The following is a 17,051-nucleotide window of genomic DNA, read 5'->3' as shown; positions in this document are numbered from 1 at the left end:
ATCGCGGGCCGGACCCGACCGGTTGAAGGTGGAACGTCAGTAACCCGGGTTCTGCGTGAGCAGCGGATTCGCGTCCAGCTGCGTCTGCGGGATCGGCATCAGCACCCGGAAAGGTTCGGTCTGAGGCTTCTCGAACCACGGGTCGGTCCACTTTCCGTGGCGGATGAGGTCCGTCCGCCGCTTCGCCTCGTCCATCAGCTCGAAGAGGCGCTCATCCAGGATGGCGTCCCGGACCTGCGCCTGCGACAGGCCGGCGGGCAGCGGCTTGTCCGGGTCGAACGCCCGGGCTCGCACCTGGTTGATCAGGTCGATCGCTTCCGCGGTGCGACCCAGCTCATTCGCGGCTTCCGCCTTGATCAGGTACATCTCCGCCAGGCGGAAGATCGGGAAGTCGTTGCCGTGGTTGCGCAGCTCGGCGTTCGGGTCGACCGGCCACTTGTAGACGCGGGCTCCCTCACCCTCCGTAGCCTGGGTGATGTCCCTGAAGTCGACGGTGAACACCAGCCGCGCCCCCGAGCGGTCGTTGACGGGCGCACCCGTCACGAGGTGCACCTGCGGTCCGACCAGGAAGATGCTCTTCCGTAGGTCGTCGTCGTCGAACTTCTCGTAGGTCGGCGGCTCCACGGCCCGTCCGTTGAACGGCGACGGGTCGTACATGTTGTAGTGCATCCGGTCGCTGATGAAGTCGATTCCGACCCCGGTCAGCGGCGCCCTCGCCGAGACGAAGACGATCTCCGACGAGTTGAAGTTGTCCGCCCGGAAGTTGGCGAACCAGTCCTCTTCCAGGGCGTAGGGGCCGTTGATGACACGATCGGCTGCGTCGTAGGCATCCTGCCAGCGGGCGGTCCCGCGCTGCAGCCCGGCCTCGGTCACCTCACCCGTGAACACCTCGGCGTTCAGGTAGAGCGATGCCAGCATCGCGTCCACCGCGCCGCGCGTCACGCGCCCGTAGTCCGTGGACGGCCACGAGACCGGGAGAACGTCACGCACCGCGAGGAGCTCCTGCTCCACGAAGTTGAACACTTCCGCCCGGCTCGCCCGCTCCCGCGGGGCGATCTCGGTCTCCGTGACGATCGGCACCCCGCCGAACAGGTCCATCAACACGTAGTAGAACCAGGCTCTCAACGCCCGGGTCTCCGCGACGATCACGTCCTTGTCCGCAATCGGCAGCGGCTCGATGGCCTCGAGCAGGACGTTGGCGCGGGCGATTCCCTGGAAGGCCTGGTTCCAGGCGCCGTTTACCGTGCCCAATCCGGAGGGGCTGTTCGGCGTCCACGCCTGGCGCTGCGCTTCCAGGTGGGTCCCGTTGTCGTACCAGTCCTGGCCGCGGGTGGGAATCACCTGCTCGTCGGAGCTGATCGTGTTGACGTAGTGGTAGTTCCCCGTCGCGACCGAGTTCAAAGAGTTGTAGACCGCCGCCACCCCTGCCCGAACCTCCTCTTCGTTGTTGTAGAAGCTGTTCGGGGTGATGGCGCTGAACGGTTCCTCATCGAGGTCGGTGCAGCTCACCAGCAGCGCGAGCCCCGCCAGCAGGCCAGTGGCCGCCGCCCGCGCGCCTCCGCCGGACCAACCCTGCTTTCGTATGGTCATCATCTGCGTTCGCCTCTGTAGGAATGATCTCGTCCCGGTCTGTCCCTAGAAACCAAGGCTGACGCCCAGCGTGAAAGTGCGCGGATTCGGGTAGTTCAGGTAATCGATGCCGCGCGAAGCCAGGCCTGCGGCGGTGTGCGCTTCCGGATCGTAGCCGCTGTAGTCGGTGATCAGGAACAGGTTATCCGCGGAGAGATACACCCGCGTGTCATTCGCTTGCGGAATCAGCCGCGTGAGCGGAACGCGATACCCGAGGGTGATGTTCTGCATGCGGATGAAGGAACCGTCCTCGATCCACCGCGAGGAGAAGATCGCAGGCTCGCGGATGCCGGTCGGATCGTTCAGGGCGGACTTCAGGAAGTTCTTATCCTGCAGGGCGTTGCCCTTGGTCGAGTAGACCAGGGCGGTGTTGTTGAGAATGTCCTGGCCAAAGACGCCGCGGACGAGGAAGCTCATGTCGAAGCGTCCGGCCACGAGCTGTCCGCGACCGCTCAGCGAGAAGTCCGGGTTGGCGTCGCCGAGCACGCGGTAGTCGTCGGCGCCGGGGCTGGTGGTCTCCCCGACGAGCCTGCGGCTCACCTCGTTGCCTTCTTCGTCGAGGGTCACCTCGTAGTCGTTGAACAGCTGCTGACCAGCCGAGTTGACGCCCACGAACTCGGGGCCGAAGAAGGTTCCCAGCGGATGTCCCGGCATGATGCGCTGAGACACCTGGCCGCTCTGGCCCTGGCCGCTCACGTTGCCGGTGGTGATGAAGGCCGCCTCACCCAAGCTGACGACCTCGTTGCGCTCGACCGACCCCACGATGCCGAGCGTGAGCGACAGGTTTTCCCGCCGGATGGCGTTGGCGTCGAGCGCGAACTCCACGCCGCGGTTCTCGACCTCACCGACGTTCTCCAGCCGATTGGACTGCACGGCCGGCTGCGGGACCGGCACGGTGAGGAGCAGGTCGTAGGTGTTCTTCTGGTAGTACTCGATCGACCCGAAGACCAGGTTGTCCAGCAGCCCGTAGTCGATCCCCACGTTCCACTGCTCCGTCTCCTCCCAGCGGAGGTTCGGGTTGGGGTTCCGGTTGGGGGCGACGCCGATCACCACCTGCTCCCCGAAGGCGGCGCGTGAACCCGGAGTCAGCGTGATCAGCGACGAGTACGGGTCGATCTCCTGGCTCCCCTGCAGGCCCCAGCCGGCCTTGATCCGCAGCTCCGAGAAGGGGCTCCCCTGCATGAAGCTCTCCTGGGCCAGCGACCACGCACCGGAGACCGCGGGGAAGACCGCCCACTTGTTCCCGGCGCCGAACCGCGAGGAGCCATCCCGCCGGAGCACGCCGGTCAGGAAGAAGCGGCCGTCATAGCTGTAGTTGGCGCGCGTGAAGAAGGAGACCAGGCGGCTGTCGGTGCGCCCCGACCCGGAGGGCTGCTGCACACCGCCCGCTCCCAGGTTGTAGTAGCCAAAGGCGTCGGTGATGAAGTCCTGCGCCTCGGTATTCGCGGTGACGGTCGAGTAGTCGTTGAACTCGTATCCGCCGAGCAGGTCGAAGGTGTGAGGGCCTCCGCTCAGATTGTACGTGAGGTACGACTGGAACGTGTTAGTGGTGTTCGCCCGGGTGGCGATGAGCGCCTGACCGTTGGTGGTCGCCCCCAGCGGGTTGTTCTTGGGATAGTAGGCGCTGCGTACGCCGTCGCTCCGGTCGGTGCCGAGGTTGAGCTGCAGCGTCAGGTTCGGCAGCAGGTCGAAGTCGGCGGTGACGTTACCGAGGATGCGACGCGAGGTCCCGTCGTCCTTGATCTGCTCGGCAATGGCGACCGGGTTGCGGATGGTCACCGCGCCGGGGCCGATCTCGAAGAACTGCTCCACGCCGGTCTCGGGGTCGACGACCGTCACCGGGTGGGTCGGGTTCATGATCAGCATGTTGGTGAACGCGGTCCCGGTGAACCCAGCCGTGTTCTCGTACGGAACGTAGTCGTTCTTGACCTGCGTAGCATTCAGGTTCAGGCCCAGGCGCAGACGGCCGTTGAAGGCCTCCTGGTCGGCACTGACACGTCCGGACAGGCGCTCCAGGCCGCTGCTGCGGACCACGCCCTCCTGGTTCAGGTAGTTCAGCGAACCGCGGTAACGAGTCCCGCCCGACCCGCCGGAGAAGGAGAGATTGTGGCTGTGCGTGATTGCACTGCGCAGCAGCTCGTCCTCCCAGTCGGTATTCGCCGTGCCGAGGTTGTCGAGCCGTGCGGGATCGAGCTGGCCGGCCGCGACCTGCTCCTGTACGAACTCGCGGTACTCGTCACCCGTGAGCACGTCCAGCTTCCGCGAGGGGCTCGAGGAGGCGATGTAGGTGTCGTAGACGAGCTGCGTCTGTCCCTCTGTGCCACGCTTGGTGGTGATGAGGATGACGCCGTTTGCACCACGGCTGCCGTAGATGGCGGTTGCCGAGGCGTCCTTCAGTACGGTGATCGATTCGATGTCATTCGGGTTGAGCATGCTGAGGGGGTTGCGCGGGAGCGAGTTGTTCTGACCCAGGCTTCCCGGCTCGACCTCGGTGTTGTTGATCGGCACACCGTCGATCACGTACAGCGGCTCGTTGCTGGCGCTGATCGAGGTGCCGCCGCGGATGCGAACGTTGACACCGGCCCCGGGGCCGCCGTCGTTCTGGACGATCTGCACACCCGCAACCCGCCCTTCGATCAGCTCCGTCGGCGCGGTCACCTGGCCGACGTTCGCCTCGTCGGCATTGACGGTGGCGACCGAACCTGTGATCGCCTCACGCCGCTGCGTGCCGTATCCCACCGCCACCAGCTCCTCCAGCATCACCGCGGAAGGCTCCAGGGTGAAGTTGGCGGTGGCGGTGCCGCCGGCGGTCACCGTCACGGATTGCTGCTGTGTCCCGTAACCGATCAGCGATGCCTGTAGCTGGTGCGTACCGGCCGGAACCTGGGTCAGCTCGAAGCGCCCGTCCGGCCCGGTCACGGTCCCGCGTTGCGTTCCGAGGATCACCACGCTCGCACCCGCCAGCGGCTGCTGAGAGCTAGCGTCCACGACGGTGCCGCTCACGGAGCCGGCCTGCGCCTGGGCGCCAGAGACCGGTACCGCGAGCAGTAATAGCAGGAACGCTAAGATGAGACGAGTGAGTGACATGTGCATGCCCTCCGGAGTAAGGGAGCGGTAGCCGCAACGCCGACGGGCGTTCGGCCTTTTTCGCGGCGGCGACGAATCGCAGGGGCCGCCGGGTTGAGGTGGAAGGATGGGCCCGAGCCACGCGGACCTCAGCCCGGGGGGAAAGCCGAGGTTGGGGGTGGAAGAATCGACGTAAACCATGTTGCGGTCGGTAGATCGCCATGCGTTTACGTGTATGGATACTGGTAACGGTCGTGCGGATCAGGACAGGCGCACCTCCAGGTTAAGCGGTTTGGAAAGGTATGACCGCGGAACCCGCCGCGGGTGCCGCGGAGCGGTGAGGTCGACGTACCTGGATCGAGTGCATGTGCGGAGGCCGGGAGGGAACGCCGCGGGTGCCGGGTTCCGCGCCGCTATGCGGCAACGGGAGAGCACACCCACGGATACGGTGGCCGTAGATCGGGTGCAGTATCATGCAAAAATCGCGCTACGTCAATGCTCCTTTCCGATGACCGATATCGATACAAAATCAAGAGATGCGCCCACTCAGGCGGTACGTAGCCAGCGCAGGAGTTCCGCAAACGAAGGACGCTTCCCGGTGCTCAGGATGCCAATGCGATAGATCTTCCCGGCGAGCGAGCCCAGCACCAGCACCGAGGCCAGCAGCAGCACCAGAGTGGCCGCCGTCTCCAGCGACCCGGTGCCCCCGGCGCCGATACGCATGGGCATCGCCAGCGGCATGGTGAGCGGTATCCAGCTGAGCACCAAAGCCAGCGTGCTCTGCGGCGCCGAGACGATCACGCCCGTCATCATCATGGGGATGATCAGCGGCATGATCAGCGGGAAGGTGAAGCGCTGGGCGTCTTCGGAGCTGGCCGCGGCGGCACCGGCCGCGGCGAAAAGGCTCGCATACAGGAAGAACCCGAGCAGCAGGTAGCCGATCACCATTGCCACCAGCGAAAGCTCGACGCGCGAGAACAACCCGGACACCATTCCGGGCTCCGCTCCGCTGGCGCTCAGGATCGGCTGCACCGGCCCCACCAGCGCCACCGCGAGCCCGATCCAGATCGCGATCTGCAGCAGCGCCGCCAGCCCGACGCCCAGGACCTTGCCCAGCATCAGATGGGAGGCCTTGATGGACGACACCAGGATCTCGGCGATCCGGTTCGTCTTCTCCTCCTGAACGCTCTGCAGTACCTGCACCCCGTACAGCAGGATCAGCATGTACAGCGCGAATCCCACCATGATCGAGAAGAGCATGCCGGCTTCGGCGCCCTCGCCGGTCTCCCCCTGGCTGGTCAGGCGCGCCGCGTTCAGCTGCACCGGCGCCATCACCTCGGCGAGGATCGCGGCGTCGATGCCCGCTGTCTCGAGCCGCCGCGCCTGAACCGCGGCGGTGGCTGCGTCCCTCACCCGCCTCTGGAAACCCACGTCGGTCACCGTCCGCGCGCGATACTGCAGCGCGCCGCCCTCTACGACGTCTTCCGGGATGATGATGAAGCCGTCGAGCCGCTCGGTCACCACTGCCTGGACCAACGAGTCCAGAGTCGCCGGCGCGGGTGAGGTGATCACGCTGGCGTACACGCGATCATCGTTTTCGTCGGCCGATTCGGAGAGAACGGCGGCGAGCTCCGCGCCTAAGCCGGTGCTCGATTCGTCCACAATGCCGAGGAAGCGGTCCTCGCCGCCCGCCCAGCGCGTCGACAGGACGGGCAGGAGCAGCACGAGCAGGAAGAAGACGGGCGTGAGGATCGTGCTGAGCAGGAAGCTCCTGGAGCGGACCCGCTCGAGGAATTCGCGACGCAGGACGATGGCGAGCTCACGCATGCGCCACCTCCGCATGTCGGGGCGACACCCCCTTGCGACCGACCTTGGCTACGAAGATCTCGTGCAGTGATGGCTGCACGTGCTCGAAGCGCACCAGCGGGGTTTTCAGCCCGCTCACCGCGGCCAGCAGCTCGCGAGCGTCCTCGTTGCGGCGAAGCTCCAGCTCCCAGCCGTCCTCGGTGGGAGAGATCGAATCACAGGGGACGCGCTCGATCAGCGCGCGGGCTTCCTCCGTGACTGACTCGAACTCGATCCGCCAGCGCCGACCCTGGTGCTGGCGTCGAACCTCGCGCAGCTCGCCGTCCAGTATCTTGCGCCCTTCCGCGATGATGCAGACGTATTCGCAGAGTTGCTCGGCCTCGGCCATGTTGTGGGTGCTGAAGATGACGGTACGTCCGTTTCGCCGGGCCTCCAGCATCGTCTCCCGCAGCACCTCCTGGTTCACGGGGTCGAGCCCGGAAGCGGGCTCGTCCAGCACCAGCAGGGCGGGGGAATGCAGTACGGTGCAGATGAACTGGACCTTCTGCTGCATTCCCTTGGAGAGTGTCTCCACGCGCGAGCGCCGCCAGTCCTGTAGGCCCATTCGCTCCAGCCAGCGATCGCCCGCCGCTCGCGCCTCGCTGGCCGTCATCCCCTTCAGCCGACCGAAGAAGACGATCACGTCCAGCACCCTCATCTTCCGGTAGAGGCCCCGCTCCTCTGGCAGGTAGCCGACCTGGCGGAGGATGCCCCGATCCTCGAAGGGATCGACGCCGAGCAGCTCGGCCCGGCCCCGATCACGTGCGATGATCCCCATCGCCATCCGGATGGTCGTGGATTTTCCGGCGCCATTGGGACCGAGAATGCCGTAGATAGTGCCGGCCGGAACGGTCAGGCTCAGGTCATTTACGGCGAGGTGATCGGCGTACCTCTTCGTGAGACCTGTAAGCTGCATTGCGGTCTGCATCAGGCGAGACGTTCGGCGTGACCGTGGTAGGAACGGGAGCGGGAAGCCAAACCGGCGCGGACAGGAGAGATGACCGCGCCGGTGATCGCTCCGGCGGAAAGATAGGAAAAGTAGGACGAAGCGAAAGGTGACCCGAGTCGCTCAGGGGGCGCCGGCTACATCCTGGCCGGCAAGCTCCGCTTCGTAGCCGCTCTCCCGCACCGCCTCGACGAGTTGTTCGGGGGCGACGGCGGACTCCTCGTACTCGACCTCAGCCGCCCCGGACTCGAGGTGGACGGTGGCGTTCCGCACACCCTTCTGGTTGAGGAGCGCCTTCTCTACCGTCTCGACGCAGTGCCCGCAACTCATCCCCGCCACGTTCAGGCGAGCTGTTCTCATGGTCCTCCTCGTGTGGAAGGTGACCCCCGACGCCGGGGCAGATTTCGTACCGATGGCGCGCGTCGCCGTGCGCGTTGCCTGAAACGATCGTCCCCCCCTAGAATGCGGCACGCCAACCACTCCCCAGGGATCGCCGTGACCGAATTTCCGAACCTGGTGGTCCTCGACCATCCGTTGATCCGCCACAAGCTCACGGTGCTGCGTGATCGGCGTACCTCCAAGAAGAAGTTCAAGGAGATGGTCGACGAGATCGCGATGTTGATGGCTTACGAGGTCACCAAGGATCTCCCGCTCGAGGAGGTGGAGATCGAAACCCCGCTCGAGGCGACTCGCCAGTGGCGCCTCAAGGGGAAAAAGCTGACCGTGGTGCCAATACTCAGGGCAGGGCTGGGAATGGTGGAGGGGGTGGTGCGTCTGATGCCCTCCGCCCGCGTGGGCCACATCGGGCTCTATCGCGATCACGACACCCTGCTCCCGGTGGACTACTACTTCAAGATCCCCCGGGACCCGGAAGCACGCGAGTTCATCGTGGTGGACCCGATGCTAGCAACCGGCGGGTCCGCCGCGGCCGCCGTCGCCGCTCTCAAGTCGCAGGGAGCGTCCCGCGTCCAGTTCATGTGCCTGGTCGCCGCACCGGAGGGCGTGCGGAAGATGCTGGAGGAGCATCCCGACGTTCCGGTGTACGCCGCTGCCCTGGACCGCGAGCTGGATGAAAACGGATACATCCGCCCCGGCCTTGGCGACGCCGGGGATCGGCTCTTCGGCACACGATAAACCCCCTGACGCGCCTCAGCGCGCCAGGGGGCGAACATGGGCCTGGTGGGACTCGAACCCACGACCTAGCGATTATGAGTCGCGTGCTCTGACCGACTGAGCTACAGGCCCGTGGCGCGACCAGGCGCGCTTTCTTCAACGTACGGCAATTCAAAAAAGATAGTAGAACCGCCGGGCGCGATCAACGCGGGTTTACCGCGCCCGCGTTTCGGTCGGCTGATCCGGCCGAGCGTCAGGCCGCGGGCCGGCTGGTCGATGCCGTTCTCTTGGGTCATGGGGTCTCCGCTCTTCGGCGCGAGACACCGGCGAGCACTTCCGAACGCTCCCCCTCCTAGGCGACAAAATGCAAGGACTCCGCACAGGAGTGATCCTAAAGGTACGTTCCAAGGGCGACGATACTGGGGAGACAGGGGCACGATGCGGTCGCGGGGGCCGGAGTCGACTCCCGGGCTTCTGCGGTTGGGGCGTAACGAAGTATGCGGAAGGGGATGTGGTGACACCCTGGTTCTGCGGTGAAGCAGTCCGGTGATGGAGCGAGAGCGGCGATGAGGCAACTGGTGGAGGCGGCCCACGAGTCCACCCGCGCCGGGCGCTGGGACGAAGCGCTGGCCGCCTACGAGGCGGCGCTCGCCGACGCCCGCCGCTGGGCGCGCCCCGATGATGTCGCTGACATCCTGCGACGCGTCGGGTCCATCTACGCCGCCCGCGGCGAAATCGAGGTGGCCGCAGATCTCTTCGAGGTCAGTCGGCTGGTGGGCGAGCTGAACGAGCTCCCCTCGATGGTGGCCAAGGCGTTGATCGGCCTCGCCTCGATCGTCCAGTCGCGCGGAGAGCTGGACGAAGCGGAGGATCTGTACCTGCGCGCCGGCGCGCTCGCCCAGTCGGTCGGCGACCTGCGCACCGCGGGAATGGCCGAGCAGAATCGCGGCGTCCTCGCGAACATCCGGGGCGACGTGGTCGAGGCGATCAATCGCTACGAGAGCGCGCTCGCCCGACACGAGGCGCTCGGCGACCACCGACTCGCCGCCCTCACGCTGAACAACCTGGGGATGGCGCACGTCGACATCGGCCGCTTCGAGGCAGCCGATCGATGCTTCCGCGAGGCGCTCGACCTGGCCGACGCGTGCGGCGAGACCCGCGTCCTGGGCATGGTCTCCCTGAATCGGGCCGAGCTGCTGCTCAAGCGACGCGCGTTCACCGAGGCACGCGACACCTGCGACTTCGCGGTGGAGATCTTCAAGTCCCTGGGGGCCCTGCCCAGCCTCGGCGAAGCGCACAAGTTCTACGGCGTCCTCTACCGCGAGACGAAGCAGCTCGAGCTGGCCGAGATCGAGTTTGATCGGGCGGTCGAGCTCGCCCGGCACTGCGAGGATCGGTTACTGGAGGGAGAGACGGAGAGCGAGCGCGCCCTCCTCTACCTCGCGAGCGGTCGCAACGCCGACGCCCTGCGCAGCCTGAATCGATCTCATGCGATCCTCAGCAGCCTGCAGGCGCGGCGCGAGCTCGCGGATCTCGATCAGCGCCTCGACCTGCTCGAGGAGACCTTCCTCAAGGCGGTGAAGGCGTGGGCCGAGACGATCGAGTCCAAGGACATGTACACGGCGGGGCACTGCGAGCGGGTAGCGGACCTCGCCTGCATGCTCGCCGAAGCGGTGGGGATCACCGGCCGAGAGCTGACCTGGTTCCGGATGGGGGCGATGATGCACGACGTGGGGAAGATCTCCGTCCCGGCCGACATCCTCAACAAGCCCGGGCCGCTCACGGCTGAGGAGCGGGCGGTGATGGAGGCCCATACCTCCGCCGGAGACGAAATCGTTGCCGGGCTCAGCTTCCCCTGGGACATCCGGCCGATCGTTCGCAGCCATCACGAGCACTGGGCCGGAACCGGCTATCCCGACGGTCTGGCCGGGGAAGAGATCCCGCTGCCAGCGCGTATCCTGTGCGTTGCCGACGTGTTCGATGCGCTCACCACCGCCCGATCGTACAAGCCCGCATACGGACTCGAGGAGGCGTTGCACATCATGGGTGAGCAACGGGGCCGCATCTTCGACCCGCACCTCTTCGACCTGTTCGTCGCGCTGATCCGCAGTCGCGAGGCTGAGGTCCGAACACCGGATTCGAGCCCCGCGAGCGCACCCTGCTAACCCTTCTTACCGTACCGGCGAGCGTGGCGGCGACGAACGATCGCCGCGCGCCTGTCCGGATGACGATCCGGGTAATCCACCCGGGCGTTCTCCTCTACTCTTCCTGGAGGCTCGGATGATCCGCACGTCGCTCCGCCTGTTCGCGCTGGTCGGCACCCTCGTCGTCTCGCTATCCGCCTGCGCCGATGGCGGCTCCCCGCTCGAGGTCCGCTCCGCCCTGGATGTGCGCGTTGGCGGTCCGTACCTGTCTCTCTCTCCGGTGCAGCATACCGTGCGGGTACTGGAGCGCTCGGTTCCCCTCTCCGAGGACCTCGTCGTGTCGAAGGTGATCGGAAGCTCGGGCGGTGTGATCGAGCTACCGGCCGCGGGGCTGCGCCTTACCGTGCCGGCGAATGCGCTCCAGCGGCCGACCGAGATCTCCGTTCGCGCCCACGCGGGGACGCTCGTCGCCTATTCCTTCGAGCCGCACGGGACGCATTTCGCCCGCGTGGTGACCGCAGAGCAGTCACTGGCAGGAACCGTTGCGGAAGGCACCAGCGTCCGCGCGAGCGCGCGCGGCTACTTCTCCGACCCCGAGTCGGTCGATTGGGATTCCAACCGCGCCGCCGTCAGCGAGGTGAGCCTAGTACGCGAGGCCGGTGAGGCGGTGGAATTCTATCTGAATCACTTCTCCGGGTATCTGATCGCGATCGATTGAGAACGGCCGGTGATTCGTTGACCGTTGTCCGCATTGGCCTTTGGCCGGAAATACGAATTACGAATTACGAATTACGGACGTAGAACCCTTCAGCTTACGCTGTGGGGCGGTGAGGCGCCTTCCGCCGTCCGGGACCCTCAATTCTTCCGTAGGGCAATATCCAGCACAATCCGGCGGGAACGCCGGCACAATTCGTAATTCGTAATTCGTAATTTGGTGCGAACGGACAGCGGATAGCGGCTAGCGGCTAACCCCCTCTACCACACCACTCCCGCATCCACCTCGCCCACCGACGCCCGTCCGCACAGCGCGAGGGCCAGCTCGAGTTCGCGCACGAGTATTCGCACAGCGCGCTCGACACCCGTGGCTCCGGCGACTGCCAGGCCGTAGAGGTAGGGCCGGCCGATGAGCACGGCGGCGGCCCCCAGCGCGAGCGCCTTGACCACGTCGGTGCCGCGCCGCACGCCTCCGTCCATCAACACGGGGACGCGGCCGTCGACGGCGGCGCTCACCTCGCGGAGTGCGTCGATGGTGGCGGGAAGGGTATCGAGGTTCCGCCCGCCATGGTTCGACACGATGATCCCATCGACCCCCTCGGACACGGCGCGCTTCGCGTCGGCGGCGGTAAGGATGCCTTTGAGCAGGAGCGGGACGCGCGCGGTCGCCTTCAGCCAGCGCACGTCCTCCCAGGTGGCCACGACTCGTTCGGGCGTGAGGATCTCGCGGCGTCCGCGGTTCAGGTCGTCGAGGTGAGGGGTGGAGACCCCGGGCGGCAGCCGGAAACGGCTGCGCGTCTGCCGGTCTCGGACACCGATCACGGGGGTGTCCACGGTGAGCACGAGGGCGTCCACGCCGGCCGCTTCGACCCGCTGCACGAGAGCCTCGGAGGCCCCGTGGTCACTCTGCAGGTAGAGCTGGAACCAGAGGGGAGCGGTGGCCGCCGCGGCGATCTCCTCGATGGACGTGTTGCTGCCGGTGCTCACCACCCAGGTGGCGCCCGCGGCACCGGCTCCGCGGGCGGTGGCAATCTCCCCCTCGGGGTGGATCACCCGGTGGTACGCAGTGGGGGCCAACAGGATCGGGAAGGGAAGCGTCCGCCCCAGCAGCGACATGCGCAGATCGATCTGCCGCACGTCCTCCAGCACGCGCGGGCGCAGGCGGATGGTGTTGAAGGCCGAACGGTTCCAGCCGAGGGTGATCTCGTCCGCCGCGCCGCAGCTGACGTACTCGTACGCCATCCGCGAGAGGCGGCCCCGGGCCGCCACCTCCAGATCCTCCAGGTTGAACACCGAGCCCAGCGGATCCGCCTCCCGTTCACGCAGCGGCCGCGGACCGCCTTCAGGGCGGGAAGCCTCGTTCACCATTCGGTGATGGCGCCGTCGGCGGTGCGCCAGATGGGGTTGCGCCACCGGTGTCCGATCTTCGCCATCTCGCGCACCCTTGCCTCGTCGATCTCGATCCCCAGGCCCGGGCCGGTCGGCCGCTCCACCCAGCCGTCGCGCACCGCGAAGACCTCCGGCGAGACGAGATAGTCGAGCAGGTCTGCCCCCTCGTTGTAGTGAATCCCCAGGCTCGTCTCCTGGATGATGGCGTTGATGGAGGCGAAGTCGACCTGCAGCGCGGCTGCGAAGGCGATCGGTCCAAGCGGACAGTGCGGCGCGAGCGCCACGTCGTACGCCTCGGCCATGGCGGCAATCCGACGCACTTCGGAGATGCCGCCCGCGTGGCTCACATCGGGCTGAACGATGTCCACTACCCCTGCCTCGAGCACGCCCTTGAAATCCCAGCGAGAGAACATCCGCTCGCCGGTGGCGATAGGGATGCTCGAGTAACCCTGCAACGCCGCCAGCGAATCGTTGTTCTCGGGGAGCACGATCTCTTCCACGAACATGGGACGGAAAGACTCCAGCTCGCGCAGCAGCACCTTCGCCATCCCTCGGTGGACCCGTCCGTGGAAGTCCACGCCGATCCCGAAGTCGGGGCCAACCGCGTCGCGCACGGCGGCCATCCGATCGATGACCCCTTCAACGGCGCGGGGCGAGTCGATCCATTCCATCTCGGGGCAGGCGTTCATCTTCACGGCGCGGTAGCCAGCCTCCGCCCGGCGCAGAGCGGCCTCGGCCGCGCTCTCGGGCCGATCGCCGCCGATCCACCCGTAGACCCGCATGCGCTCGCGCACCGCTCCCCCCAACAGGTCGTGGACGGGCACCCCGAGCGCACGCGCTCGGATGTCCCACAGCGCCTGGTCGATGCCGGCGATCGCGCTCATCAGGATCGGCCCGCCGCGGTAGAATCCGCCCCGGTAGAGCGTCTGCCACAGGTCCTCGATGCGGGCGGCGGACTTGCCGATGATCAGGTCCGCCATCTCCAGGACCGCGGCGTGCACCGTATCTGCTTTCCCCTCGACCACCGGCTCGCCCCAGCCGACCAGCCCCCCTTCCGTGGTGAGTTTGAGAAAGAGCCAGCGTGGCGGGATCTTGAAAAGCTCGAGCGACCGCACCCTCAGGTCGCGCTCGTCGGAGGAAGAGAAATACTCGGCGGTGGCGGATGGACTGGCAGTCATCTGGCCTGGCAGTTCGATCGGGTGACGAATGCGGATAACCTGGGGATAGAATGCCACTGCCTCAGCCATCCCGCACCCCCCAGGACCACACCTATCGGTCTGCTATGGTAAGACCGTCTCTGCCAAGGTGAAAAGAATTCCGACTGCTGGAAAAAAATTCGCGATATCGGGACCGCAGCGGGGAGTACGGGAAGCTGTTGGTGACCGAGAAAAGCCAATAAATACAATGACTTATCGAAAATCGACGCGAAATGTAGGGTGGTGGTCCGTGGCTTGCTGCCTTCCTGAGCAAGCTCGAGAACCCTTTCTTCCGCGCCTCAGGGACGGGAGCCGATGTCCAAGCTTCTCCTCCGGGAGCGACATCCGATCGCAGATCCGCACGTGGCCGCGCAGAATGCCTTGCTCGTGTGCCGTCCGCGCGGGTACTGCGGCCCGTTCATCAACCAGGAATACTACAACGCCTTCCCGGATTCACTCTGGAACGGAAAAGGGGATTGTGTCCTCTGTGGGAGCACGCGGGACGTGGCCCGGGAGGAGGCGTTGAGAGACAGGGTGCTGCGGGGCTAACTCTCCTGCGAGTCCCGCAGTAGACCGCGCGGAGTCGTCCGGCTCCGCGCGGTCCTCGTTTTTCAGCACACTGGACAGCGGGGCCGGATTCGCCGGTTGGCGACGGGTCGACGGGGCGAAGAAGTCCTGCACTGCCTGCGCGGCGAGCGGGGGAGAGATCAGGTAGCCCTGCGCCTCGTCGCACCCCAGGCGCCGCAGCTCGTCCAGCTCTTCGGCATACGAGACGCCCTCGGCGATTACCCGGAGTCCCGCGTCACGGGCGAGACGGATGACCCCTTCCACCAGCTTCGCCCGGCGTCCATCCGTGCGCAGTGCCTCCACCAGGGATCGATCGATCTTCACCCCCGCAATCGGTAGCCGGTCCAGGTAACGGAGCGAGGAGAGCCCGGTGCCGAAGTCGTCCAGGACCAGCGGGGTTTCGAGGGCGCGCAGCTCCTGGAGGGTCTCGGTCGCGGCTTCGGCGCCGACCATCACCGATGCTTCCGTGATCTCCAGGCGAAGGCGCCGGGGGGGCAGGTCGGCAGCCCTGAGCGCCTCGCGCACCCGATCCGCCAGGCCGCGCTGGCCGAGCTGCTTCACCGAAAGGTTTACGGCGACCCAGGGAGCGGGAGAGTCGCCCTGTGCCTCCCAACTTCGTGCTTCCCGGCAGGCCTGGCTCAGGACCCACTGACCCAGCTTCAGGATGAGGCCGGTCTCCTCGGCCACCGCGATGAAGTCGTTAGGGTGAAGCTCCCCCAGCTCGGGGTGATCCCAGCGGACGAGCGCCTCGAACCCCACCACGGCGTTGGAGCCCAGCTCGATGATGGGCTGGTAGTCGATCCGGAACTGCCCGGTCTCCAGTCCGCGCCGCAGGTCGCTCTCGAGACGGAGGCGCGAGACAGCCTCACGATGCATCTCCCGGTCGAACACCTCGTACCGTCCCGGGCCGGCTGATTTGGCCCGATACATCGCCATGTCCGCCGCCTGCCAGATGTAGTCGGCCTCCGTCATGTGGGTGGCGCTCTGCACTACGCCCACGCTGGCGGAGGTCACGATCTCGTAGCCTCCGAGCTGCACCGGCTGGGAGAGCGCGCTCAGCGTGCGGTTGGCCACATCGATCGCGGTGTCGCCGGCCCCGGTATTCTCGAGCAGAATGGCGAACTCGTCACCGCCGAAGCGGGCCACCGTGTCGCCCGGACGCACGCAGTCCAGCAGCCGGGAGGCCACCACGCGGAGCAGCTGGTCCCCGACGTGATGACCCAGGCTGTCGTTCACGATCTTGAAGCGGTCCAGATCGAGGAAGAGAACCGCGAAGCGTAGCAGCGGGTTCTTCCGCTGCTTCTCGATCGCGTTGGACAGCCGCTCGTAGAAGAGCGTCCGGTTCGGCAGACCGGTGAGCGGGTCGCGCATGGCCACGTCGAGGAGGCGGCGCTCCGTGCGCCGCCGGTCGGTGACGTCCTCGCAGCAGGTGACCAGGCCGACCGGCTCGCCGGACGCGTCGGTGACCACGTCAGACCAGAGACGCACCTCGAATCGTGAGCCGTCCTTGCGAACGTTCACCGTTTCCCGGGTCCAGCTCAACGCCTCCTCCGGCTTCAGCGGATCCGTCTGTCGGTGCTCCGGCGGGCCGAGGACGCTCGCGGGCATCCCGATCATCTCTTCGACGGAATAGCCGTGCATGCGTGCTTCCGCCGGATTCGTGTACACGATCCGGCCGGAGAGGTCGGTGACCGTGACCCCCAGCGGCAGGTTGTCCACCGCCTTCGCCAGCACCCTCACCACCGTCTCCAGAGCACGCCGCTCCTGCTCGCCGACCTCGGCCAGCAGGTCCTGGGGCGTCAGAGTGGCGAGGTCCTGGAGGGCCAGCCGCTGCTCGGGGGTCCAGCGGCGTTCGACCACGTCCATCACGTAAAGGCAGCCATGGATCGCGGGAGCCTGAGAGCTGAAGGGAACGCCGAGGAAAGATCGCGGGAAGGTCGCCTCCCCGTCGGGTCTGTCGACTGTGCGGATCAGCTCGAAGGGCTCCCCGCGCAGAACCACCTGGCGCGCGAGCTGGGCGACGACGACCTCCGCATCGACCGGTAGGCCGCGGCACAACAGGCTTCCGCTTCTGCCCTGCTCGTCATCGGCATCCTGCACCAGGTAGACTCCGGCATAGGGTGCGCTGGTCGCAAACCGCGCCAGCCGCAGCAGGATGTCGGTTCGCTCACCCTCCTGCGGGGAGCGGCGGCGGTCCGACTCGGGGGACAGTGATCGGGCGGGTAAAGCGGTCACGGGCTCGGTGATCGGTTGCTGGGCTCTGGCTCGCGCCGGTGGCGCGGCGGCCACCTCCCTTCGCGGGTGCAGGACAGGGTGCAGGACCCCCGCATTGGAGGGTCGGCCGGTTCGCTGAAGAGCTTGAGTGACGCTGCCGAATCCGTGTCTCCTCAACCCCGGTCGCGAGTTGACAATGAGGGATCGTGCCGGGTAACTTCCGGAATT

The 17,051-nt window shown here is 66.6% G+C and carries 12 protein-coding genes and 1 tRNA gene; 3 read left to right on the top strand and 10 right to left on the bottom strand.

Going from position 1 to position 17,051, the window contains the following annotated elements:
- Positions 1 to 36: 36 nt before the first annotated feature.
- The 5 genes from VF167_13790 to VF167_13770 all read right to left on the bottom strand — a co-directional run bounded on the left by VF167_13790 (position 37) and on the right by VF167_13770 (position 7,846).
- Positions 37 to 1,593: a RagB/SusD family nutrient uptake outer membrane protein gene (locus VF167_13790; GenBank protein HEX6926487.1), complete on the bottom strand. Its 1,557-nt coding sequence runs from the start codon at positions 1,591 to 1,593 to the stop codon at positions 37 to 39.
- A gap of 42 nt (positions 1,594 to 1,635) precedes the next feature.
- Positions 1,636 to 4,632 carry a TonB-dependent receptor gene (locus VF167_13785; protein HEX6926486.1) on the bottom strand — a complete coding sequence of 999 codons (2,997 nt, stop codon included), beginning with the start codon at positions 4,630 to 4,632 and terminating at the stop codon, positions 1,636 to 1,638.
- A 609-nt stretch (positions 4,633 to 5,241) separates the two neighbouring features.
- Positions 5,242 to 6,522: an ABC transporter permease gene (locus VF167_13780; protein HEX6926485.1), complete on the bottom strand. Its 1,281-nt coding sequence runs from the start codon at positions 6,520 to 6,522 to the stop codon at positions 5,242 to 5,244.
- Positions 6,515 to 7,456, bottom strand: a complete 942-nt coding sequence (locus VF167_13775) for an ATP-binding cassette domain-containing protein (protein HEX6926484.1) — start codon at positions 7,454 to 7,456, stop codon at positions 6,515 to 6,517. Before VF167_13775 ends, VF167_13780 begins: the two co-directional genes overlap by 8 nt.
- A 153-nt stretch (positions 7,457 to 7,609) precedes the next feature.
- Positions 7,610 to 7,846: a cation transporter gene (locus VF167_13770; protein ID HEX6926483.1), complete on the bottom strand. Its 237-nt coding sequence runs from the start codon at positions 7,844 to 7,846 to the stop codon at positions 7,610 to 7,612.
- A 135-nt stretch (positions 7,847 to 7,981) separates the two neighbouring features.
- Between VF167_13770 and upp the strand changes: the two genes are divergently transcribed.
- The gene (upp, locus tag VF167_13765) at positions 7,982 to 8,620 is read left to right on the top strand and encodes a uracil phosphoribosyltransferase (protein ID HEX6926482.1); all 639 of its coding nucleotides are present in this window, start codon (positions 7,982 to 7,984) and stop codon (positions 8,618 to 8,620) included.
- Between the two features lie 37 nt (positions 8,621 to 8,657).
- Here upp and VF167_13760 read toward each other — a convergent pair.
- Together VF167_13760 and VF167_13755 are read right to left on the bottom strand one after the other, a co-directional pair.
- Positions 8,658 to 8,731 (bottom strand) — tRNA-Ile (locus VF167_13760).
- Positions 8,722 to 8,895, bottom strand: a complete 174-nt coding sequence (locus VF167_13755; protein HEX6926481.1) for a hypothetical protein — start codon at positions 8,893 to 8,895, stop codon at positions 8,722 to 8,724. Before VF167_13755 ends, VF167_13760 begins: the two co-directional genes overlap by 10 nt.
- Positions 8,896 to 9,132: 237 nt before the next feature.
- On the opposite strand from VF167_13755, the gene VF167_13750 reads away from it, so the two are divergent.
- A complete protein-coding gene (locus tag VF167_13750) occupies positions 9,133 to 10,764 on the top strand; it encodes an HD domain-containing phosphohydrolase (GenBank protein HEX6926480.1) in 1,632 nt (543 codons plus the stop codon).
- Positions 10,765 to 10,879: 115 nt separating this feature from the next.
- A complete protein-coding gene (locus VF167_13745; protein ID HEX6926479.1) occupies positions 10,880 to 11,461 on the top strand; it encodes a hypothetical protein in 582 nt (193 codons plus the stop codon).
- Between the two features lie 257 nt (positions 11,462 to 11,718).
- On the opposite strand, the gene VF167_13740 is transcribed toward VF167_13745, so the two are convergent.
- The 3 genes from VF167_13740 to VF167_13730 form a co-directional block, all read right to left on the bottom strand.
- Positions 11,719 to 12,825, bottom strand: coding sequence for an alpha-hydroxy acid oxidase (locus VF167_13740; protein HEX6926478.1), 1,107 nt, complete (start codon positions 12,823 to 12,825; stop codon positions 11,719 to 11,721).
- Complete coding sequence (dgoD, locus tag VF167_13735; protein HEX6926477.1) at positions 12,819 to 14,024, bottom strand: galactonate dehydratase; 1,206 nt, start codon at positions 14,022 to 14,024, stop codon at positions 12,819 to 12,821. The genes VF167_13740 and dgoD overlap by 7 nt, the downstream gene beginning before the upstream one ends.
- A gap of 471 nt (positions 14,025 to 14,495) precedes the next feature.
- A complete protein-coding gene (locus VF167_13730; protein HEX6926476.1) occupies positions 14,496 to 16,844 on the bottom strand; it encodes an EAL domain-containing protein in 2,349 nt (782 codons plus the stop codon).
- Between the last annotated feature and the right edge of the window lie 207 nt (positions 16,845 to 17,051).

This window comes from Longimicrobiaceae bacterium, from assembly GCA_036375715.1.
In the GTDB taxonomy this organism is placed as follows: Bacteria; Gemmatimonadota; Gemmatimonadetes; order Longimicrobiales; family Longimicrobiaceae; genus DASVBS01.
Note: the sequence above shows the minus strand (reverse complement) of the source record. Positions and strands in the feature narration are given on the sequence as shown.

Excerpts from the sequence above, each read along its gene's own strand:
- dgoD (HEX6926477.1), bottom strand. The coding sequence starts at position 14,024 with ATGACTGCCAGTCCATCCGCCACCGCCGAGTATTTCTCTTCCTCCGAC.
- VF167_13770 (HEX6926483.1), bottom strand. The coding sequence starts at position 7,846 with ATGAGAACAGCTCGCCTGAACGTGGCGGGGATGAGTTGCGGGCACTGC.
- VF167_13780 (HEX6926485.1), bottom strand. The coding sequence starts at position 6,522 with ATGCGTGAGCTCGCCATCGTCCTGCGTCGCGAATTCCTCGAGCGGGTC.
- VF167_13755 (HEX6926481.1), bottom strand. The coding sequence starts at position 8,895 with ATGACCCAAGAGAACGGCATCGACCAGCCGGCCCGCGGCCTGACGCTC.
- VF167_13775 (HEX6926484.1), bottom strand. The coding sequence starts at position 7,456 with ATGCAGCTTACAGGTCTCACGAAGAGGTACGCCGATCACCTCGCCGTA.
- VF167_13740 (HEX6926478.1), bottom strand. The coding sequence starts at position 12,825 with ATGGTGAACGAGGCTTCCCGCCCTGAAGGCGGTCCGCGGCCGCTGCGT.
- VF167_13745 (HEX6926479.1), top strand. The coding sequence starts at position 10,880 with ATGATCCGCACGTCGCTCCGCCTGTTCGCGCTGGTCGGCACCCTCGTC.
- VF167_13790 (HEX6926487.1), bottom strand. The coding sequence starts at position 1,593 with ATGATGACCATACGAAAGCAGGGTTGGTCCGGCGGAGGCGCGCGGGCG.